The following is a 21,507-nucleotide window of genomic DNA, read 5'->3' on the forward strand; positions in this document are numbered from 1 at the left end:
CCTTCTACGGTGAATGTCCGGGTCCGTCGGCAAGCTCGACAGGGACTTCCCTGGTGACGTCCGCTACCCTCACAGCCGCCCCCCACTGTTTTCGCACCACCCCGTTCCGGAGGAACCCCCGTTGCCGCTGCTCTATACGATCGGCAAATTCACCGTCGGCAATGCGCTGAAGATCGGCTGGCGTCCGCGTGTCGAGGGTCTCGAGCACGTGCCCCGGACGGGCGGAGTGATCTTCGCCAGCAACCACCTGTCCGTGGCCGACGAGCTCTTCATCGGCGCGGTCGTGCCGCGGCACCTCTGCTTCTGGGCCAAGTCCGACTACTTCGACGGCACCGGCCTCAGCGGCTGGTTCACCCGTAACCTGCTCAACGGCCTCGGCGCGGTGCGGGTCGAGCGGGCCGGTGGGCGGGCCGCGCTGGCCGCCTTCGACGGCGCGATCCCGGTGCTCAAGGGCGGCGACGCGGTGGTGGTCTATCCGGAGGGCACGCGCTCGCCCGACGGCAAGCTCTACCGCGGGCGCACGGGCGCGGCCCGGCTCGCGCTCGCGGCCGGCGTGCCGATCATCCCGGTCGGCTGCCTCGGCACCGAAGAGGTGCAGCCGATCGGCCAGCCCTACCCGACGCCCCGCCTGCGCGGCGGCTCCGTCACCCTCAAATTCGGCAAGCCGATCGACCCGGCGGGCCGCTCGGACGACCGCACCTCGCTGCGGGAGCTCACCGACGAGGTGATGGCCGAGATCCAGAAGCTGACCGGCCAGGAGTACGTCCCCCGCTACGCGCCCAAGAAGGACTAACTCTTGGTCAGTACGGCCTCGCGCAGGCGCGCCACGAGGTCGGCACTGTCCTGCATCGAGCGGCGGGTGAGCAGCACGGTGGCCAGGCTGCCGTGATCGGCCCAGGCGCAGACCACGACCGTCGCGCCGTTGTCACGGCCGACGCCGCAGCTCTCGTGCGCGCCGAACTCGCCGAGGTCGAAATCCTGCACGTCGGACAGCTTGTACTCGTCGGCGACCTGCTCCAGGTGGGCGCCGACGTCGCTGCCGGGGGTGAGGCGGAAGCCGGTCATGCCGAAGACGGTGACCCGCTTGCCACGGTCGTCCTTGTACTCGCCGGCGAAGCCGCCGGAACCGGTGTCCTGGGTGTCGCGCAGCTGGAGGTCGGCGAAGGACTCCGGCAGCACGGCGGTGACCGGATATTGCGCCGAGGAGAGCTGGTAGGCGCCGAACGGCACGCCACAGCAGCAGGCCACGCTGAGCAGGCTGAACAGCGCGAGGCGGCGTCCCCACCGGCGCTTGCGGCGCGGCGGCGGGGGCAGCGGGCGGGCCGGTTGACGCGGCGCCCACGGCGGGGGAGCGGGCAGCGACCCACCGGCCCGCGACCCTTCATGCGGCCGCGACTGCGGACCTAGCTGCGGCCGCGACTGCGGGCCTGGTGGTGGGCCTGTCGGCGGCCTCGGTGCCACGGCCTGGCGCTGAGCCGCCTGGCGTTGGGCGGCCTGGCGCTGGGCCGCTTTGCGCTCCCGCCTGCTCTGCTTGCCGGGCTTGGGCGGCAGCGGCGGGCCGGTCACCGGGTGCGGGCCGGCGGGGTGCGGGCCGGTGACCGAGGGCGGTGGCTCGACCTTCGTCGGCGACGGGGCTTCCACCCGCGTCGGAGGCGGCGGGGCCTCGACCCGGGTCGGTGGCATCGGCGTCTCATCGGCCGCCGGCATCGGTGACTCGGGGACCGCCGGGAACGGGTCGAGCGGAGTGTCGTAGTCGGCCCACGGGTCGACCGCCGGGGTGGCCAGACGGTCGTCCTCCGGCTCCGTGTCGCGTTGCCACCACCGCTTCCTCGGCTCGGGCGGCACCACGGCCGCGGCCCCGCTCCAGCGGGCCGGCGCGTCCACCGTGGAGGGTTCCGCGCCGTCCTCGATCCGGGTCGGGTCGGGCATCCCGGCCGCCGGCGTGCTGTCGCCCGGCTGCTGGCCGTCCATCTCCTCGATCTCCTTCGCTGCCGGCCGTGATCTCCGGCGAGGGGTCTTGTCCCAGGTTAAATGCGGTTCGCCACTCCTTCGAACCGTGCGAAGCCGAATCCGGATGCAAATGCCGGACAACCAGGGCGATGTGCGGAACGCTCTGGAGCCGTATGGTTACCGGGACATGAGAACGACACAGAGAAACGCCGTCACGTTGACCGGCAACGGCACCGGTCAGCCGATGGTGTTCGCGCATGGCTATGGCTGCGACCAGAACATGTGGCGCCTCGTCGCTCCAGCCTTCGCGGACTCCCATCGGCTCGTCCTGTTCGACCACGTCGGCAACGGCAAATCCGACCTGTCGGCCTATGACGACGATCGTCATTCGACGCTCGACGGCTACGCCGACGACATCCTCGAGATCCTGCACGAGCACGATCTGTGGGACGTGGTGTTCGTCGGACACTCGGTGAGCGCCATGATCGGCGTGCTGGCCGCGATCAAGGAGCCCGAGCGGTTCGCCAAGCTGGTGCTGGTCGGTCCCTCTCCGCGCTACATCAACGAGCCCACCGAGGACTACGTCGGCGGCTTCAACCGGGCCGACATCGACTCGCTGCTCGACTCGCTCGACAGCAACTACCTCGGCTGGTCGAGCACGATGGCGCCGGTGATCATGGGCAACCCGGAGAGGCCGGAGCTGGGCGAGGAGCTGACGAACAGCTTCTGCCGCACCGATCCCGAGATCGCCAAGAAGTTCGCGCGTGTCACGTTCCTCTCCGACAACCGCGATGATCTGCTCAAACTCCGTACTCCCGCCCTGATCCTGCAATGCTCGGATGATGTGATCGCTCCCGACGTCGTCGGCGACTACGTTCACAAGCACACGGCCGGCAGCACCCTCGTGCGGCTGAACGCCACGGGACATTGCCCCAATCTGAGCGCACCGGAAGAGACGATCGACGCCATGAAGGCCTGGCTGTAAGAAGCGGACCGTGAGTGACTCTGGTGGGCCGGACGTGACGCAGGAGTTGCGCCTGCCCTGGGACGAAGACCCCGACGACCTGTACGAGCACGCCCCGTGCGGGTACCTGACCACGCTTCCCGACGGCACCATCGTCCGGGTCAACCAGACCTTCCTGACCTGGACCGGATATACGCGCGGGGAGCTGGTCGGGCACCGGCGCTTCCGCGACCTGCTCAGCTCCGGCGGGCAGATCTACCACGAGACCCACTACGCCCCGCTGCTGCGCATGCAGGACGAGGTGCACGAGCTGGCCTTCGACGTGGTCTGCGCCGACGGCCGCCAGCTGCCGACCCTGGTCAACTCGACGCTGGGCCGCGACGAGGCGAAACAGCCCCGCGCCATCCGGACGATGATTTTCAACGCGACCGAGCGGCGGCTGTACGAGAAAGAGCTGCTGCTCGCCCGCACCATCGCCGAGGCGTCCGAGCGCCGCGTCCGGGTGCTCCAGCAGATAGTGGCCGACCTGTCGGCCGCGCCGACCGAGGCCGAGGTGGCCGAGTCGGTGGTGCGCGCGCCCGAGGCCGCCTTCGGCGCCGCCAGCAGCAGCATCTATCTGGTCGACGTCGAGCGCGACCAGATCGTGGCCGTGGCCTCGACCGACCCGACCACCGGCAACTGGGACGACATTCCGCGCTCGTCGCCGCGCGCCGTGGCCCGGGTCGCCGAGCGCGGCGACCTGCACGTGGTCGCCTCGATCACCGAGGCCAAGCAGCACTTCCCCGACCTGGTCGACTCGATGCGGCGGTCCGGGCGCAACACTGTCGTATTGTTGCCCTTGACCACAGGTCCCACCGACGAGCAGGCCGGCGTGGTGACGCTGGGCGTGCTGGCCTTCAGCTTCAAGGGCGAGCACAAGCTCAGCGACGGCGAGCTGCGCGTGGTCCGGTTGCTCGGCCAGCAGGCCGGTCAGGCGCTCGACCGGGCCCGGCTCTACGACGACGTCCGCCGCCGCGAGGAGCGCAGCAAGTTCCTGGCCGAGACGACCGGCGCGCTCGACGAGGTCTACCGCCTCCAGCCCCGCATCCGGCGGCTTCTCGACCGGCTCGTGCCCGAGATCGCCGACTGGGCCGAGGTACGCCTGCAGGTCGGCGCCGTGCCGATCGAGGAGTTCAAGGGCAGCCCGGCGCCCGACATCGAGTTGCTCCAGAAACGCCTGGGCAAGGTGGCCGCCAGCGGCGAGGCGATCTTCCCCGGCGAGGACGACGATCTCGACTGCTCGGTGCTGCCGCTGACCGCCCGCGGGCTGGTCCTGGGCACGCTGGCCCTGCGGATGGCGCCCGACCGGCGCGACGCCGCGGCCGAGCGGGCCTTCCTCATCGACCTGGCCGACCGGGCCGGGCTCGCGATCGAGAACGCCCGGCTCTACGAGCAGGAGCGGCAGATCGCCCGCACGCTCCAGCGCAGCCTGCTCGCCGGCGACCTGCCCAGCGGCGACAACCGCTTCGCGGTCGAGACCTTCTACCAGGCGGCGGCGCAGGACCTCGAGGTCGGCGGCGACTGGTACGACGTGTTCCAGATCAACGCCGACAAGCTGGCCGTGGTGGTGGGCGACGTGGTGGGCCGGGGCATCGACGCCGCCACCACGATGGGCCAGCTGCGCAGCGCGGTCCGCGCCCTCTCCTCGAACGAGGACGGGCCGGCCCGGCTCATCGAGGGCCTCGACCGGTTCTGCGAGCGGGTCGAGTCGGCCCGCATGGCCACTGTGGCGTACGCCGAGATCGACCTGGTCAGCGGCGAGATGGCGTACTGCTGCGCCGGTCATCTGCCGCCGCTGCTCCTCCAGCCGGCCGGGTCGCCCGAGTTCCTGATGGACGCGCGCTCGGCGCCGATCGGCAGCCGGGCCGGCAACCGGAGCCGTACCGAGCATCGCCGCCGGCTGCCCGCCGGCAGCCGCATACTGCTCTACACCGACGGCCTGATCGAGCGGCGCAGCCGCAGCATCGACAAGGGCTTCGAGATCCTCGCCCGCGAGTACGCGAGGCGGCGCGACGCCCCGCTCCAGGGCCTGGCCGCCGGGCTGGCCGACACCCTGGTCGGCAAGGACCACGCCGACGACGTCTGCATGCTCTGCCTCACCCTCGGCACCGAGGAGCGCATCGAGCGCACCATCGGCGCCGACCGCATGCAGATCGCGCTGCTCCGGGCCGACCTGCGTGCCTGGCTGGTGGCGCACGGCGTCGGGCCCGAGGGCCGCGACGCGGTGCTGCTGGCCTGCTCCGAGGCGGTGGCCAACGCGATCGAGCACGGCTACCGCGACGACCCGTTCGGCATGATCGACGTGGTCGCGACGGTGACCGAGGACGCGGTCGAGGTGCGCGTCACCGACCGCGGCACGTGGCGCGGCCCGCTCGGCGACGTCTCCCGCGGCCGGGGTCTCCAGCTGATCAGGGAGTCGATGGACCAGGTGCTGTTCGACCGCAGCGACGGCACCACGGTCACGATGAGGCGCCGCCGGGGGGAGGACGACGAGTGACCGATCAATGGGTCAAATTCTCGAAATTCGGTGACGCCGAGCTGGTCAGCCTCACCGGCGAGATCGACCTGGCCAACGCCCCCGACATCGGCAAGGCGATCGTCAAGCGGGTGCAGTCGGCCGGCAAGGTGCTCATCGACCTCACCACTGTCTCGTTCCTCGACAGCGCCGGCGTACGGCTGCTGGACGCCCTGGTCGGCGACCTGTCCGACCATGGGACCCCCACTCGGCTGGTCGTCGGCGAGCGCGGGGCCGCCCGGATGACGCTGCAATTGTGTGCTTTCCGGGAGGACGTGCTGGCCACCGACCTCGACCGGGCGGCGGCGGATCTCCAGTCATAACCGCGTACCCTGGAGCCCCATGAGCGTACGTTCCGTCTTCCCGCAGCTCGAGCAGCTGCTGCCCCGGGTCAGCAAGCCGATCCAGTACGTGGGCGGCGAGCTCGGCGCCGTCGTCAAGGACTGGGACGAGACCACGGTCCGCTGGGCCCTCATGTACCCCGACGCGTACGAGGTGGGCCTGCCCAACCAGGGTGTCCAGATCCTGTACGAGGTGCTCAACGAGCAGCCCGACGTCCTGGCCGAGCGCACCTACGCGGTCTGGCCCGACCTCGAGGCGCTGATGAAGGAGAACGGCGTCCCCGCCTTCACCGTCGACGCCCACCGCCCGGTGCGGGCGTTCGACGTGCTCGGTCTCTCCTTCGCCACCGAGCTCGGCTACACCAACATGCTCTCCGCCCTCGACCTGGCCGGCATCCCGCTGGACAGCGCCGACCGCACCCAGGACGACCCGATCGTCCTGGCCGGCGGCCACGCCAGCTTCAACCCGGAGCCGATCGCCGACTTCATCGACGCCGCCGTCCTCGGCGACGGCGAGGAGGCCGTCCTCGAGATCACCGGCATCATCCGGGAGTGGAAGGCTGAGGGCCGCCCGGGTGGCCGCGACGAGCTGCTGCTGCGCCTGGCCCGCACCGAGAGCATCTACGTCCCGCGCTTCTACGACGTCGACTACCTGCCCGACGGCCGCATCCAGCGCGTCGTGCCCAACCGCCCGGACGTCCCGTTCCGGGTCGCCAAGCGCACGACCATGGACCTCGACGCCTGGCCGTACCCCAAGAAGCCCCTGGTCCCGCTGGCCGAGACGGTCCACGAGCGCTACGCCGTGGAGATCTTCCGCGGCTGCACCCGCGGCTGCCGCTTCTGCCAGGCCGGCATGATCACGCGCCCGGTCCGGGAGCGCTCGATCACCACGGTCGGCCAGATGGTCAAGGAGGGCCTCGAGTTCTCCGGCTTCTCCGAGGTCGGCCTGCTCTCGTTGTCCAGCGCCGACCACTCCGAGATCGGCGACATGTGCTCCGGCCTGGCCGAGCAGTACGCGGACACCAACGTCTCGCTGTCGCTGCCCTCGACCCGGGTCGACGCCTTCAACATCGACCTGGCCCAGGAGCTCTCCCGCAACGGGCGCCGCACCGGCCTCACCTTCGCCCCCGAGGGCGGCTCGGAGCGCATCCGCAAGGTCATCAACAAGATGGTGACCAAGGAAGACCTGATCCGGACGGTCGTCACGGCCTACGGCAACGGCTGGCGCCAGGTGAAGCTCTACTTCATGTGCGGCCTGCCCACCGAGACCGACGAGGACGTCCTCGAGATCGCCCACATGGCCCACGAGGTCATCAAGGCCGGTCGCGAGGCCGCCGGCACCAAGGACATCCGCTGCACGGTGTCGATCGGCGGGTTCGTGCCCAAGCCGCACACCCCCTTCCAGTGGGCGGCCATGGAGCGTCCCGAGGTGATCGACGCCCGGCTCAAGATGCTCAAGCAGGAGATCAACAGCGACCGCGGGCTGGGCCGGGCCATCGGCTACCGCTACCACGACGGCGAGCCCTCGCTGATCGAGGGCCTGCTCTCGCGCGGCGACCGCCGGGTCGGCGCGGTCATCCGCCGCGTCTGGGAGAAGGGCGGCCGGTTCGACGGCTGGAGCGAGCACTTCTCGTACGCCCGGTGGGTCGAGGCCGCGGCCGAGGTCCTGCCCGGCTTCGGCGTCGACCTCGACTGGTTCACCACCCGCGAGCGCGAGCAGCTGGAGGTCCTGCCCTGGGACCACCTCGACTCGGGCCTCGACAAGGACTGGCTCTGGCAGGACTGGCAGGACTCGCTCACCGAGTACGAGCAGGACGACTGCCGCTGGACCCCGTGCTTCGACTGCGGCGTCTGCCCGTCGATGGACACCGAGATCCAGATCGGCCCCACCGGCAAGAAGCTGCTCCCGCTGACCCCGATCAAGAACACCCTGGGAGTGTCGGCCTGATGGCTCCTCCCAAAAACCAGCCCGTCGGCGGCCAGGCCCCGGTCGTCCAGCGCGTCCGGCTGCGCTACGCCAAGCGCGGCCCGCTGCGCTTCACCTCGCACCGCGACTTCGCCCGGGCCTTCGAGCGCGCGCTGCGCCGTGGCGGCGTACCCATCGCCTTCTCGCAGGGCTTCACCCCACACCCCAAGATTTCGTACGCCAGCGCGGCGCCGACCGGTGTGGGCAGCGAGGCCGAATATCTGGAGATCGGCCTCCAGGCCGAGGTCGACCCGGAGAAGCTGCGGGTCGCCCTCGACGCGGCCCTGTCGCCGGGCCTCGACATCCTCGAGTCGGTGATCGCGCGGGAGGGCGGCGGCAGCCTGGCCGACCGGATCGACGCCTCACAGTGGCGCCTCGAGCTCCCCACGGTCGACCCGGCCGAGGCCGAGGCGGCCGTCAAGGCGTTCCAGGACGCCGAAGAGGTGCTGGTCGAGCGCATGACGAAGCAGGGCAAGCGCACCTTCGACGCCCGTCAGGCAGTGACCCGCATCGCTGTGACGCAGCAGTCCGACCTACCTTCCGGGGCGGACGGCACACCGTGTGCGATAATCGACCTTGTCGTACGACAGGTGACGCCCGCCGTGCGACCCGATGACGTCCTTTCCGGCCTGCGCGCGGTAGCGGGCCTGGAGCCGCCGGTGCCCCCGCGGGTGACCCGGCTGGCCCAGGGCATGCTCACCGCGCAGGGGGAGATCGTCGATCCGTTGGACGCGGATCGCGAGCCAGCCCTTCCTGGGTAAGGACGCCTCCATCGGAGGGCGCTAGCTGCAGCCGGCGTCCCTTGACAGACTTCGGAAGCCTGTCCGCTTACCCGGCGGGACCGAAAAACTTGCGGCGACCCTGCGTGGCAGCGCTCAAACGCGCCCGGGGCCGCCAGAACTGGAGAGCGCCCCATGCTCGATAACGAGCCCCGAGACAACTCGGGAGACCAGGGCGGTGAGCAGGCCGTCACCCCGGCCGACGCCACCGCAGCCACCACTCCCGCGCGCCGCACGCGTGCCCCGCGCCGCAAGGCCGCGGCCCCGGCGGCCAAGCCACCGGCCGACGCCCCCGGCGCCGAGCCCGGAGCAGCAGCCGAGGCCACGGCCGCTTCCGGCGCGGGCTCCGATGCCGCCGCTTCCGCCACGGGCTCCGACGCCGCGGCTTCCGGCGCTGCCTCCATCAGCGCCGCTTCGGCGGACGCGGCTTCCGGCGGTGCCGCGGCGCCCGGTGATCCCATAGCCGCGGCCCAGGAGACCGGCACCCCTTCGGCGGCCGAGGAAGCCCCGGTCAAGCCGGTGAAGCGGACCCGCCGCAAGGCCGCGGCCCCCGCCGCCGCGCCCGCGGCCCCCGCCGAAGACCCCACCCCGGCCGAGGTGCCGGCGGGCGAGGCCGCTCCGGCCGCCCCGGTGAAGCGCACCCGCCGCAAGAAGGCAGCCGCTCCGGCAGCGGCCGAAGCGCCCGCCGCCGAGGTCGCGCCGCTCGAGCCCGTCGCCGAGGCGACGGTCCCTGCCTCGTCCGCTGAGGCCTCAGCGCCTGCCGCTGCCGCTGGTTCCGCGCCTGCCGCTGCTGGTTCCGTGCCGGCCGCGACCGCTGAGACGTCGGCTGCAGCGGGGGCTTCCGCTGCTGGTGAGGCGTCGGTTCCGGCCGCTGACCTGGTCGCGGGCGAGGAGCCGGTCGAGGAGCCCGAGGCTGAGGAGTCCGAGGAGGCCACCGTCATCGGTGTGCTGCCTCTGGACGCTGACTTCGTCGAGGAGAAGCCGGCGCCGCGCAGTCGTCGCCGGGCCGCGGCTCTGCCGCCGGCTGTGCTGTTCATGCCGCCGGACCCGACCGAGGCCGAGGTGGCGCCCGCGCCTGCTCGCCGGTCCCGGCGGGGGACCGCTGCGGTTCCGCCGGCGATCGCGCCCGAGGTGGCCGAGACCGAGGCCGAGGCGCCCGCGCCCACCCGCCGTACCCGTCGTGGCGCCGCCAGCGTTCCCGCGGTGACCGTGCCCGAGGTGGCCGACGAGCCGATCGGTGAGGCCGAGGCCGAGGTCGCCGACCTGCCCGTGGTCGAGGAGCCCGCCGAGGGCACCCGGCGCACCCGCCGCCGCCGTCGTGGCGCCGCCGAGGAGCAGCCGGCCGAGGCCGAGGCCGTCGAGACCACCGAGCCCGTCGTGGACGAGGCCGACGAGAGCGCCGACGACGTCGAGGACGGCGCCGACGACGACGCGGACGAGGACGACGACTCCGCGGGCGGCCGTCGCCGTCGCCGCCGGGGGCGCCGTGGCCGGGGCCGCGGCAAGGGCCCGGCCGACGAGGCCGACCAGGACGAGAACGACCAGGACGACGAAGACTCGGACGAATCGGGCGCCGAGGCGTCGGCCGACGAGGACGACGACGAGACGGACGGCGAGGGCGTCACCCGTCGCCGCCGGCGCCGGCGCCGCAAGGGCTCGAGCGGTGACGGCGAGACCGGCGGCATCGAGGACGGCGTGCACACCGTCGTGCGGGTGCGCGAGCCGCGCCGCACCGACGAGGTGCAGGGCGTCTCCGGCTCGACCCGGCTCGAGGCCAAGCGCCAGCGCCGCCGCGACGGCCGTGAGCAGCGCCGGACCCGGCCGCCGATCCTGAGCGAGTCGGAGTTCCTGGCCCGCCGCGAGGCCGTCGACCGGGTCATGGTCGTGCGCCAGAAGCCGGACCGGATCCAGATCGTCGTGCTCGAGGACGGCGTGCTCGTCGAGCACTACGTCTCCCGCAGCACCTCCGGCACCATGGTCGGCAACGTCTACCTCGGCAAGGTGCAGAACGTGCTGCCGAGCATGGAGGCGGCGTTCGTCGACATCGGCCGGGGCCGCAACGCGGTCCTCTACGCCGGCGAGGTCAACTGGGACGCCACCGGGCTCGAGGGCCGGGCCCGCTCGATCGAGCAGGCGCTGCGCTCCGGCGACTCGGTGCTGGTGCAGGTGACCAAGGACCCGATCGGGCACAAGGGCGCCCGGCTGAGCAGCCACATCGCGCTCTCCGGCCGGCACCTGGTCTACGTGCCGAACGGCAACGCCTCCGGCATCAGCCGCAAGCTGCCCGACAACGAGCGCAAGCGGCTCCGTGACGTACTCAAGAAGCTCGTGCCGGACGGCGCCGGCGTCATCGTCCGCACCGCGGCCGAGGGCGCGAGCGAGGACGAGCTGGCCCGCGACGTCAAGCGGCTGCAGGCCCAGTGGGAGGACATCCAGCGCAAGGCCGCCGACGGTCATGCGCCGGCCGCCCTGTCCGAGGAGCCCGACCTGGTCATCCGGGTCGTCCGTGACCTCTTCAACGAGGACTTCCGCGAGCTGATCGTGCAGGGCGACTCGGCGTACACCGAGCTCGAGAACTACCTCGAGTCGGTCTCGCCCGACCTGCTCGACCGCATGCACCGCTACACCGGCACGGGCGACGTCTTCGCCGACAAGCGGATCGACGAGCAGATCCTCAAGGGCCTCGACCGTAAGGTCTTCCTGCCCTCGGGTGGCCACCTGGTCTTCGACCGCACCGAGGCGATGACCGTGGTCGACGTCAACACCGGTAAGTACACCGGCGCCGGCGGCAACCTCGAGGAGACGGTGACCCGCAACAACCTCGAGGCGGCGGAGGAGATCGTCCGGCAGCTGCGGCTGCGCGACCTCGGCGGCATCGTGGTCATCGACTTCATCGACATGGTGCTGGAGAGCAACCGCGAGCTGGTGCTGCGGCGGCTCACCGAGTGCCTGGGCCGCGACCGCACCAAGCACCAGGTCACCGAGATCACCTCGCTCGGCCTGGTGCAGATGACCCGCAAGCGGATCGGCGCGGGCCTGCTCGAGGCGTTCAGCGAGACCTGCGACCACTGCAAGGGCCGCGGCGTGCTGATCCACACCGAGCCGGTGCCGGAGAAGCGCTCGAACGGCGCCGCGAACCAGGTCAAGGCGGTCGCCGCGGCCACCACGACCGCGCCGCCGGCGCCCCAGCAGCAGCAACAGCCGGCCAAGGAGGGCAAGTCCCGGCGGCGCCGGGGCGGCGGCGACAGCGCGCCGGTGGCGGAGCCCGCCGTCGTCGAGCCCGTCGTCGAGCCCGCCGCGGCGGAAAAGGTGGAGAACCCGCCGGCGACGCCGACCGAGGTCGTTCTCAGCGAGCCCGGTGAGAGCCCGATCGCCCTGGTGGCCGAGCTGCCGCCGGTGCACGGGTCGGGCATCGTCACGCCGGGGGCCAAGCTCACCACGGCCGAGCCGGACGACGACTACGACATCAGCGGCTACGACCTGTCCCGTTACGAGGCGGCGGAGCCGGAGCCCGAGGCCGAGCCGCTGCGCCTGACCGGCGCCGACGACCCGGACGCGGCCGACGACGATGACGAGGACGACGACGAGCCGGTGGGCGCCGGCGCGGGGCGGCGCCGGTCGCGCCGCGGGGGCACCCGCAGGCGTACCCGTCCCTGATCAGAGGAAGGAAAGGGCGGTTCGGTAAAGAAAGTTAACTACCGAGCCGCCCTTTCCCATCGACGTCGGTTACCCTCGCGGGATCGATCCCCGTTCCCCCGAGGAGACCGAGTCCCCATGCGTTCCTCTCTTGCGGCCGTCGCGGCCGTAGCCCTTCTTTCTCTGGCCGCTTGCTCGGGCGGCGCTGCTGATCAGAGCCCCTCTGCACCAACTGCACCGGCTCCGGCCCCGCCGGCTCCGGTCGACCCGTCCGTGGCGGCCTCGGCCGACGCGGCGCTGGGTGGCGACACCGAGGCCATCTGCGCCCAGGCCGGACGGGTCAGCACGGCCTTCGGCGAGACCTTCATCGCCGACCTCAAGCTCCAGATCGACGCCGCCAGTCAGGGCGCCGAGGCCAAGCAGCAGGCCGACCAGAAGATCGAGCGGGACGTGACGAGCTACTCGTACGCCCTGGCCGACATGGCCAAGCTGACCTCCGACCCGGCCCTGAAGAAGGCGCTGACCGATATGAGCAAGCAGGTCACCGCGCTCAAGGGCGATCTCACCAAGATCAACGCCGAGAAGATGTCCCAGATCACGGGTACACTCGACAAAGCGTGCGGAAAGGGCTGAGCCCCGTCCCCGGTTTGGGGAAGGGGCCCCTGATGAAGTACGCTTTCGGACGGCGCTTTTCTAGCGTCGTGTTCCCGTGCCTGCTGTTCCTCAGGGCTGTGGCCGGGACCAGCAACATCCGCCAGCAGTGCCTTTCGCTGCGTAAGTCTCAGGGAGTCCGCGTCCGATGTACGCGATCGTCAAGACCGGCGGCAAGCAGTACAAGGTTGCCGAGGGCGACGTGATCGAGGTCGAGAAGCTCGTGGGTGCGCCCGGCGATGCCTTGACGCTCGCCGCGGTCCTCCTCGTCGACGGTGACAACCTGGTGACCGATGCGGCCAAGCTTGCCAGCGTGACGGTGTCCGGCGAGATCGCCGAGCACACCAAGGGTCCGAAGATCCGGATCCACAAGTTCAAGAACAAGACCGGCTACCACAAGCGCCAGGGTCACCGCCAGCCGCTGACCCGCGTCAAGGTGACCGGCATCAAGAGCGGGAAGTAGGGGCGGATCACTCATGGCTCACAAAAAGGGTGCTTCCAGCTCGCGCAACGGCCGTGACTCCGCCGCCCAGCGGCTCGGTGTCAAGCGGTTCGGTGGCCAGCTGGTCAGCGCGGGCGAGATCCTGATCCGCCAGCGTGGCACGAAGTTCCACCCGGGCGAGCTCGTCGGCCGTGGTGGCGACGACACGCTGTTCGCCCTGGCGACCGGCAACGTCCTGTTCGGCACGAAGCGTGGTCGCAAGACCGTCAGCATCGTTCCGGCTGCGGAGTAAGTTTTCAAGAAGCGGGCCGCGGACCTTACGGGGTCCGTGGCCCGCTTTCTTTTTGTTTCATCGAAGGAGTTCGAGCAGTGACCACGTTCGTCGACCGGGTTGTGCTGCACCTGCAGGCGGGTGACGGCGGGCACGGCTGTGTCTCGGTGCGCCGCGAGAAGTTCAAGCCGCTCGGCGGCCCCGACGGCGGCAACGGCGGGCACGGTGGCGGCATCACTCTCGTCGTCGACCCGCAGATCCACACACTGCTCGACTTCCATTTCCACCCGCACGTCAAGGCGTCCAACGGCGGCGGCGGGGCCGGCGCCAACCGCGACGGCGCCAACGGCAAGGACCTGGTCCTCAAGGTGCCCGACGGCACGGTCGTGCAGACCGCCGACGGCGAGGTGCTGGCCGACCTGATCGGCGCCGGCACCACCTTCGAGGTGGCCCGTGGCGGCCGTGGCGGCCGGGGCAACGCCTCGTTGGCCAACACCCGCCGCAAGGTGCCGGGCTTCGCCGAGCTCGGCGAGCCGGGCGACCAGCTCGACGTCGTGCTCGAGCTCAAGAGCGTGGCCGATGTCGGCCTGGTCGGCTTCCCGTCGGCCGGCAAGTCCTCGCTCATCTCGGTGATCTCGGCGGCCAAGCCGAAGATCGCCGACTACCCGTTCACCACACTGGTGCCCAACCTGGGTGTGGTGCAGGCGGGCGACCAGACCTTCACCGTGGCCGACGTGCCCGGCCTCATCCCGGGCGCGGCCACCGGCAAGGGCCTGGGCATGCAGTTCCTGCGGCACATCGAGCGCACCTCGGTGCTGGTGCACGTGCTCGACGCGGCGGCGCCCGAGATCGAGCGGGACCCGCTGGCCGACCTCGACGCGATCGAGGCCGAGCTGTCGGCGTACGGCGGCCTCGAGGACCGCCCGCGGCTCGTCGTGCTCAACAAGATCGACATCCCGGACGGCCGCGACCTGGCCGAGATGGTCCGCCCCGACATCGAGGCCCGCGGCTACCGCGTGTTCGAGGTCAGCGCGATCACCCGCGAGGGGCTCAAGGAGCTGACGTACGCCCTGGCCAAGGTCGTCGAGGAGCACCGGCTGGCCCAGCCCGAGCCCGAGCCGACCCGCATCGTCCTGCGCCCGCAGGCGGTCGACGACTCCGGCTTCACCGTCGAGCAGGACGACGAGGGCGTCTTCGTGGTGCGCGGCGCCAAGATCGAGCGCTGGGTCCGGCAGACGAACTTCGACAACGAGGAGGCCGTCGGCTATCTGGCCGACCGGCTGGAGCGGGTCGGTGTCGAGGACATGCTGGGCAAGAAGGGCGCCCAGGCCGGCGACCCGGTGCGGATCGGCACCCGCGAGTTCGACTGGCAGCCCAACGCCGGCGAGTTCGTGGCCGGCCCGCGCGGCACCGACGCCCGTCTCGAGGAGGAGAACGGCCGCGCCTCGGCCGCTCAGCGTCTCGCGGCCCGCAAGGCCCGCCGGGTCCGCGCCGACGACGAGCTGCTGCACATGGCGGCCGACGGCACGGTCACGAGCGTGTCCAACGCCAAGCGGCCGGTGCTCGTCGAGGATCTGGATGACGAAGAGGACGACACCGCCGAATAGGCCATCGTCCAGATTGCGGCAACCATCCGGAAACGGACGTCGCTTAGAGTCACGGCCGTGATGATCGAAGCGCGGCCCGCCCTTGACCCCGAGCTCGCCGCGCTGGTCGCGGCGCAGCAACACGAGCTGCGCTCGGCGGACTTCACCCCCGACGATGACGCTACGTACCTGGTGGCGGTCGTGGACGGCCGCGCGGTGGCCTGCGCCGCCTGGCGGCCGACCCTCGACCCCGGCATCGCCGAGCTGCAGCGCGTCTACGTGCGCCCGGCGTTCCGGGGGCGTGGCATCGCCCGCCAGCTGATCGTCTGGATCGAGGAGGAGACGCTGGCCGCGGGCCGCTCGATCATCCGGCTCGAGGCCGGGCCGTGCTCGCCCGCGGCTGTCGCGCTCTTCCAGTCGTCCGGTTACGACCAGGTGGACGGCGCCTTCGTGAAGCGCGTCGTCGCGTTAGTCCAGTAGACCGAGGGCCGCACGCGTCCGGCGTACGGTCTCCTCCGCCCTGGGACGCACCCGCGCCCGGCCCTCCGCCAAGATCTTCCGCACGTGGCCGGGGTCGTCCGACAGCTCGGCGTGACGCGCCCGGACCGGCGCCAGAACCGCCTCGACCGCGTCGGTGACCTCGCGCTTGAGCTGACCGTACGAGGTGAACGACCCCGGCTGCCCGCCCGTGCAGGCGCGCAGGATGTCGAGCAGGTTGGTGACCCCGGGCTGGTTCTCCCGGTCGTGGCGGACGACGCCGGCGGTGTCGGTGACCGCGCGGGAGATCTTGCGGCGGATCACGTCGGGCGGATCGAGCAGCCCGAGGCGGCCGGCCGGGTTGGGGGCGCTCTTGCTCATCTTGCGGGTGGGGTCGGTGAGGTCCATGATCCGTTCGGCGGCGCCCGGGTGGATGGCCTTGGGCACGGTGAAGGTGGGGCCGTAGCGGTTGTTGACGCGGACGGCGAGGTCGCGGGCCAGTTCGAGATGTTGGCTCTGGTCGTCGCCGACCGGCACGTGGTCGATGTCGTGCAGCAGGATGTCGGCCGCCATCAGCACCGGATAGGTGAGCAGGCTGAGCCGCACCGGGCCGCCGCCGGCCGATTTCTCCTTGAACTGGATCATCCGGGCCGCCTCGCCGTAGCCGGTGACGCATTCGAGCAGGTAGTGCAGCTCGGAGTGCTCCGGCACCTGCGAGTTGGCGATGAGGGCGGTGCGCTGGGGGTCGACGCCGGCCGCCAGCAGCAGCGTGGCGACCTCGACGGTGTTCGCTCGGAGCCGCTGTGGATCATGTTCGACCGTGAGCGCGTGCAGGTCGGCGATCATGGCGATCGAGTCGGTGGTCTCCGGGTCGTCCTGCGCGGCCACCAGGGGGCGCATGGCCCCGAGCAGGTTGCCGAGGTGCAGGTTGCCGGTGGGCTGGAAGCCGGTGAGGCGGCGGGTCATGACGGGTCCTTCCGGGTCGGGGCGATCGCCCCGCCGAGGACCGTGGACATGAAGAACGGCCGCCCGGAGGGGGCGGCCGCATGAGGTGATGCGCGAGGGGTAGCCGCCCGTCTAGGGCAGCCACCAGTTCTGGGTCGTCGAGCGCACGTAACAACCATAGCAACGGGGTGGTGGTGTGACGCCAGTGTGAAAACCGGCATGATGGTCGTCATGCCGAGCCTGACCCGCGCCGAGGCCACCGCCCGCGCCGCCACCGTCGACGTCCACGAGTACGAGATCGACCTCGACCTGACCGCCGATGGTGACACCTTCGGCGCCCGCACGGTGGTGCGTTTCTCGTCGCGGGCCGGCGCCTCGACCTTCCTCGAGTTCGAGCCGGTCTCGGTCGCCTCGATCACGCTGAACGGCGCGCCCGTGCCGGCCGAGGCCATGGACGGCGAGCGGCTGCACCTGAGCGACCTCGCCGAGCACAACGAGCTCGCGGTCGACGCGGTGATGCGCTATTCGAACACCGGTGAGGGCCTGCACAAATACGTCGACCCGGCGGACGACTCGACGTACCTCTATCAGCACATGTTCATCAACAACGCGGGCCGGATCCTGCCCAGCTTCGACCAGCCCGACATGAAGGCGTCGTTCCGGGTCAGCGTGACCGCGCCGGCCGGCTGGCTGGTGGCCGCGAACGGGCCGCTGGTGGCCGGCAAGGACGGGCGCTGGGAGTTCGCGCCGACCAAGCCGATCTCGACCTATCTGTGCTCGCTGATCGCCGGCCCGTACCACTCGGTCACCAGCGAGCACGACGGCATCCCGCTGGCCCTGTACGCGCGCAAGGCGCTGGCCGAGCCGCTCGAGGCCGAGGCGCCCGAGATCTTCGAGGTCACCCGGCAGTGCCTCGACCGGTTCCACGAGATCTTCGACATCCGCTACCCGTTCGGGCACTACCAGCAGGCGTTCGCCCCCGAGTTCAACTTCGGCGCGATGGAGTACCCCGGGCTGGTCGTCTTCCGCGACGAGTTCATCTACCGCTCGGCGGTCACCGAGAGCGAGCGCGAGCACCGGGCCAACGTGATCGCGCACGAGATGGCGCACATGTGGTTCGGCGACCTGGTCACCATGGCCTGGTGGGACGACCTGTGGCTGAACGAGTCGTTCGCCGAATATCTGGGCACCCGCATCGCGTCCGAGGCCACCCGCTTCCCGGACACGTGGACCACGTTCGCCATGCAGCGCAAGGCGTGGGGCCTGCGGGCCGACCAGCACCCCTCCACCCACCCGGTGGCGCCGGCCGAGGTCACCGACACCGACCAGGCCCTTCTCAACTTCGACGGCATCTCGTACGCCAAGGGCGCGGCCGTGCTCAAGCAGCTCGTCGCCTGGGTGGGCGATGAGGCGTTCCTGGCCGGGGTGAACGCGCACTTCGAGGCGCACGCCTACGGCAACGCGACACTCGCCGACCTGCTCACGGCGCTGTCGGCGGCGAGCGGGCGCGACCTGACCACGTGGGCCGCCCTCTGGCTGCGCCGGGCCCAGGTGAACACGTTGCGGACCGAGGTGGTCCGGGAGGCCGGGGCGTACGCCTCGGTGGCCGTTCTCCAGACCGCGCCGGAGCAGTACCCGACGCTGCGGCCCCACAAGGTCGGTCTCGGGCTGTACGACCGGTCGGCCGACGGCGCTGTGGTGCTGCGCAAGCGGGTCGAGGTCGAGGTGCAGGCGACCGGGCGGACCGAGGTGCCCGAGCTGGCCGGCGAGCCGGTCGCGGACCTCCTGCTGCTGAACGACGGCGATCTGACGTACGCCAAGATCCGGCTCGACGAGGAGTCGACGGCGGCCGTGCCGGCCCTGCTGCCCCTGCTCGACGACTCGCTGGCCCGGGCCGTGCTCTGGGCCTCGACGCTCGACGCGGTGGTCGACGGCGAGCGCCCGGTGGCCGAGCTGGTCACGCTCGTGCTGGCCGCGCTGCCGGTCGAGTCCGAGGTGGTGGTGGTCGAGGACGTGCTGCGGGCCACCCGCAGCCTGGTCGACCGCTACTCCACGCCGGAGACGCGCCCGGCCGCCCTCGAACTGGTCGCGCAGGCGGCCGACCGGCTGCTCGCGGTCTCCGAGGCGGGTGGCTCGCGCCAGCTGGCGGCGGCCCGCGGCCTGATCGGCGCCACCGTCGACGTGAAGCGCCTGGCCGGCTGGCTGGAGGGGCGCGACGTGCCGGACGGACTGGCGATCGACGCCGACCTGCGCTGGCTGATCGTCTATCGGCTGGCCGTGCTCGGCGCGGCCGACGCCGCGGCGATCGACGCCGAGTTCGAGCGCGACCGCAGCGCCACCGGCGAGCAGTGGGCGGCCCGGTCGCGGGCGGCCCGGCCCGACGCCGAAGCCAAGGCGGCCGCGTGGGAGTCGATCATCGGCGATACCAAGCTGTCCAACCGGCTCGTCGAGATGACCGCCTCGGGCTTCTGGCAGGCCGAGCAGCTCGACCTGATCCGCCCGTACGTGGCCCGCTACTTCGCCGACATGCCCGAGATGATGCGGGTGCGCAGCGGCATGAGCGCCGAGAAGACGGCCGCCTACGCGTTCCCGAACATCATGGTCGAGGCGGAGACCCGGCGGCTCGCGGCCGAGCTGCTGGCCTCGGACGATCTCGACCCGATCCTGCGGCGCGTGGTCCAGGACGCGGACGACGACCTCCGCCGGGCGCTCGCTGCGCGCTTTTGACCTTTCGCCACGCTTTCAGCCGATACTCTCGGAGATCAACGGGGGTGACGGCGTGGAGTGGTCCGAGGAACTGGCCGGTGGCCTGCTGCAAGCCGCCCCGGACGCCATCCTGGTCATATCCGGCAGCACGATCGTGCTCGTCAACGACCGGGCGGTGGAGCTCTACGGCTATACGCGGGATGAACTGGTCGGCCTCGACGTCGACGAGTTGATCACCGAGGATGCCCGGACGATGCTTCCCGAGCGCCGCAAGCGTATCGAGGAGGGACGTCCGGGCCCGATCGGGGCGGTCACCACCACCGTCCGCCGGCGTGACGGCTCCGAGGTGTCGGTCGAGTCGTCGGTGTCGATCGTCGACACGCCGCAGGGGCGGCTCGCCCTGGCCGTGGTCCGCGACCTGTCCGAGCGGGACCGGGGCGAGCGGGAGAAGGCCCGGCTCCGGGCCGAGGCGCAGACCCACCGCAGCCAGCGGCTGGAGAGCCTGGGTCAGCTCGCGGGCGGCATCGCGCACGACTTCAACAACATGCTCGGCGTGATCGTCAACTACGCGAGTTTCGTGGTCGAGGAGGCCGAGTCGGCCGAGCCGGACGTGCAGATGATCGCGGCCGACGCCAAGCAGGTGATCAAGGCGGGGGAGCGCGGCACCGATCTGACCCATCAACTGCTGGCTTTCGCCCGGCGCGAGGTCGTACGGCCTCAGGTGCTCGATCTGAACAAGGTGATCGCGGACGTCGAGGCGATGCTGAGGCGCTCGATCGGCGAGCACATCACGCTGATCTTCCGCCCCGAGCCCGATCTGCCGCCGGTGACGTGCGATCCCGGCCAGATCGAGCAGATGCTGGTGAACCTGGCGCTGAACGCCCGCGACGCGATGCCGTCGGGCGGCAACCTGGTGATCGACACCGGGCGGCACGGCGATCAGGTGCGGCTGCGGGTCGGCGACTCGGGCAAGGGGATGACGCCGGAGGTGGTGGAGCGGGCCTTCGAGCCGTTCTTCACGACCAAGGCCAGCGGGGAGGCGACCGGCCTGGGCCTGGCCACGGTGTACGGCATCGTCACGCAGGCCGACGGCGAGGTCAGCATCACGTCGGAGCCGGGACTGGGTACGACGGTGACCGTTCTTCTGCCCGCTTCGTCGACCGTCGAGGCTTCGCCGGCTGTCGTGGAGCCCGCGGCTGACACTCGCGGGCACGGGGAGACCTTGCTCGTGGTCGAGGACGAGGCTGCTCTGCGTGACGTGGCCGGGCGGATCCTGTCCGGAGCTGGATATCAAGTGCTCAAGGCAGAGTGTGGGGTTCAAGCTCTCGACGTGGCGTCGCGGCATTCCGGACAAATCGATCTTTTGCTGAGCGATGTGGTGATGCCCGGAATGCTGGGCAAAGAGCTAGCCGAACGCTTAGTGCGGGAGCGACCGGACACTCGGGTGCTCTATATGTCCGGTTATGCCCAGCCCGTCTTGCACTCGCAGGGAACGCTTGACCCTGGTGTCGCGCTTTTGGAGAAGCCTTTTACGGCGGATGATCTGCTCACAGCCGTACGAAAGCGCCTGGATGGTTGATCTATATTTCATCGATGCACCGCGGACGCCGAATCGGGATCATGGGTGGGACCTTCGATCCGATCCACCATGGGCACCTTGTCGCGGCGAGTGAGGTTCAGGCGCGCTTCGATCTGGACGAGGTCGTGTTCGTGCCGACCGGTCAGCCGTACGAGAAGGGCAAAGTCTCTCCGGCTGAAGATCGTTACCTGATGACGGTGATCGCGACCGCCTCGAACCCGCGCTTCCACGTCAGCCGGGCCGACATCGACCGGGACGGTCCCACCTACACCATCGACACCCTGCGTGACATGCGGGCGATCTACGGCGCCGACTCGAAGTTGTTCTTCATCACGGGGGCCGACGCCCTCTCGCGCATCCTGGGCTGGAAGAGCGCCATGGAGATGTTCTCCCTGGCCCACTTCGTCGGGGTCACCCGGCCCGGCTTTGAGCTTACCGACGAGCACCTGCCGCGCGACAGTGTCACGCTCGTGGAGGTGCCGGCGATGGCCATCTCGTCGACCGACTGCCGCGCGCGGGCGACCGCCGGCAAGCCGGTCTGGTACCTGGTGCCGGACGGCGTCGTCCAGTACATCAACAAGCGTGGGCTCTATCGGGGCTAAGGGAATGTCATACCCGTGTGAGAGGCTTGAAGTCACCTGGACACCTACCCGAGGGGAC

General features: G+C 70.9%; 17 protein-coding genes. 15 read left to right on the top strand and 2 right to left on the bottom strand.

The features are described from left to right. The first annotated feature begins 121 nt into the window (after positions 1-121). Positions 122-793, top strand: a complete 672-nt coding sequence (locus ACQP2X_RS07265) for a lysophospholipid acyltransferase family protein (protein WP_498695238.1) — start codon at positions 122-124, stop codon at positions 791-793. Here the strand turns inward: ACQP2X_RS07265 and ACQP2X_RS07270 are convergent. Beyond that, positions 790-1,971, bottom strand: a complete 1,182-nt coding sequence (locus ACQP2X_RS07270; protein ID WP_498695240.1) for a hypothetical protein — start codon at positions 1,969-1,971, stop codon at positions 790-792. The two genes, ACQP2X_RS07265 and ACQP2X_RS07270, sit on opposite strands and share 4 nt — an antisense overlap. Positions 1,972-2,137: 166 nt before the next feature. On the opposite strand from ACQP2X_RS07270, the gene ACQP2X_RS07275 reads away from it, so the two are divergent. The 11 genes from ACQP2X_RS07275 (at position 2,138) to ACQP2X_RS07325 (ending at position 15,620) form a co-directional block, all read left to right on the top strand. Next, entirely contained in the window at positions 2,138-2,935 is a 798-nt protein-coding gene (locus ACQP2X_RS07275; RefSeq protein ID WP_498695241.1) for an alpha/beta fold hydrolase, read from the top strand. A 10-nt stretch (positions 2,936-2,945) separates the two neighbouring features. Next, the gene (locus tag ACQP2X_RS07280) at positions 2,946-5,450 is read left to right on the top strand and encodes a SpoIIE family protein phosphatase (protein ID WP_498695243.1); all 2,505 of its coding nucleotides are present in this window, start codon (positions 2,946-2,948) and stop codon (positions 5,448-5,450) included. After that, positions 5,447-5,791 (top strand): STAS domain-containing protein, encoded by a 345-nt coding sequence (locus tag ACQP2X_RS07285; protein WP_498695244.1) that lies wholly within the window; start codon positions 5,447-5,449, stop codon positions 5,789-5,791. The genes ACQP2X_RS07280 and ACQP2X_RS07285 overlap by 4 nt, the downstream gene beginning before the upstream one ends. Before the next feature lie 19 nt (positions 5,792-5,810). After that, complete coding sequence (locus ACQP2X_RS07290; RefSeq protein WP_498695245.1) at positions 5,811-7,757, top strand: TIGR03960 family B12-binding radical SAM protein; 1,947 nt, start codon at positions 5,811-5,813, stop codon at positions 7,755-7,757. An 83-nt stretch (positions 7,758-7,840) separates the two neighbouring features. Beyond that, positions 7,841-8,536 carry a TIGR03936 family radical SAM-associated protein gene (locus ACQP2X_RS07295; RefSeq protein WP_498700840.1) on the top strand — a complete coding sequence of 232 codons (696 nt, stop codon included), beginning with the start codon at positions 7,841-7,843 and terminating at the stop codon, positions 8,534-8,536. Positions 8,537-8,689: 153 nt separating this feature from the next. Continuing rightward, positions 8,690-12,211 carry an Rne/Rng family ribonuclease gene (locus ACQP2X_RS07300; RefSeq protein ID WP_498695247.1) on the top strand — a complete coding sequence of 1,174 codons (3,522 nt, stop codon included), beginning with the start codon at positions 8,690-8,692 and terminating at the stop codon, positions 12,209-12,211. Positions 12,212-12,463: 252 nt separating this feature from the next. Further along, a complete protein-coding gene (locus ACQP2X_RS07305; protein WP_498695248.1) occupies positions 12,464-12,823 on the top strand; it encodes a hypothetical protein in 360 nt (119 codons plus the stop codon). 166 nt (positions 12,824-12,989) lie between these two features. Beyond that, positions 12,990-13,304, top strand: coding sequence for a 50S ribosomal protein L21 (rplU, locus tag ACQP2X_RS07310; RefSeq protein WP_360251737.1), 315 nt, complete (start codon positions 12,990-12,992; stop codon positions 13,302-13,304). A 13-nt stretch (positions 13,305-13,317) separates the two neighbouring features. Next, a complete protein-coding gene (gene rpmA, locus ACQP2X_RS07315) occupies positions 13,318-13,575 on the top strand; it encodes a 50S ribosomal protein L27 (RefSeq protein WP_097320297.1) in 258 nt (85 codons plus the stop codon). Positions 13,576-13,652: 77 nt separating this feature from the next. Beyond that, positions 13,653-15,161 (top strand): GTPase ObgE, encoded by a 1,509-nt coding sequence (obgE, locus tag ACQP2X_RS07320; RefSeq protein ID WP_498695249.1) that lies wholly within the window; start codon positions 13,653-13,655, stop codon positions 15,159-15,161. Positions 15,162-15,221: 60 nt separating this feature from the next. Further along, the gene (locus ACQP2X_RS07325) at positions 15,222-15,620 is read left to right on the top strand and encodes a GNAT family N-acetyltransferase (protein WP_498700841.1); all 399 of its coding nucleotides are present in this window, start codon (positions 15,222-15,224) and stop codon (positions 15,618-15,620) included. On the opposite strand, the gene trpS is transcribed toward ACQP2X_RS07325, so the two are convergent. Next, a complete protein-coding gene (gene trpS / locus ACQP2X_RS07330) occupies positions 15,609-16,583 on the bottom strand; it encodes a tryptophan--tRNA ligase (RefSeq protein ID WP_498695250.1) in 975 nt (324 codons plus the stop codon). The genes ACQP2X_RS07325 and trpS overlap by 12 nt on opposite strands. Positions 16,584-16,793: 210 nt before the next feature. On the opposite strand from trpS, the gene pepN reads away from it, so the two are divergent. The 3 genes from pepN to nadD are packed head-to-tail and all read left to right on the top strand — an operon-like array spanning position 16,794 to position 21,449. Further along, on the top strand, positions 16,794-19,289 hold the full coding sequence (gene pepN, locus ACQP2X_RS07335) for an aminopeptidase N (protein WP_498695251.1): 2,496 nt from the start codon (positions 16,794-16,796) through the stop codon (positions 19,287-19,289). Positions 19,290-19,341: 52 nt separating this feature from the next. Next, positions 19,342-20,847: an ATP-binding protein gene (locus ACQP2X_RS07340; RefSeq protein WP_498695252.1), complete on the top strand. Its 1,506-nt coding sequence runs from the start codon at positions 19,342-19,344 to the stop codon at positions 20,845-20,847. 14 nt (positions 20,848-20,861) lie between these two features. Next, positions 20,862-21,449 carry a nicotinate-nucleotide adenylyltransferase gene (gene nadD, locus ACQP2X_RS07345; protein WP_498695253.1) on the top strand — a complete coding sequence of 196 codons (588 nt, stop codon included), beginning with the start codon at positions 20,862-20,864 and terminating at the stop codon, positions 21,447-21,449. Positions 21,450-21,507 lie beyond the last annotated feature (58 nt).

Origin of the sequence: Actinoplanes sp. CA-131856, assembly GCF_050956135.1 — a bacterium.
Lineage (GTDB): Bacteria > Actinomycetota > Actinomycetes > Mycobacteriales > Micromonosporaceae > Actinoplanes.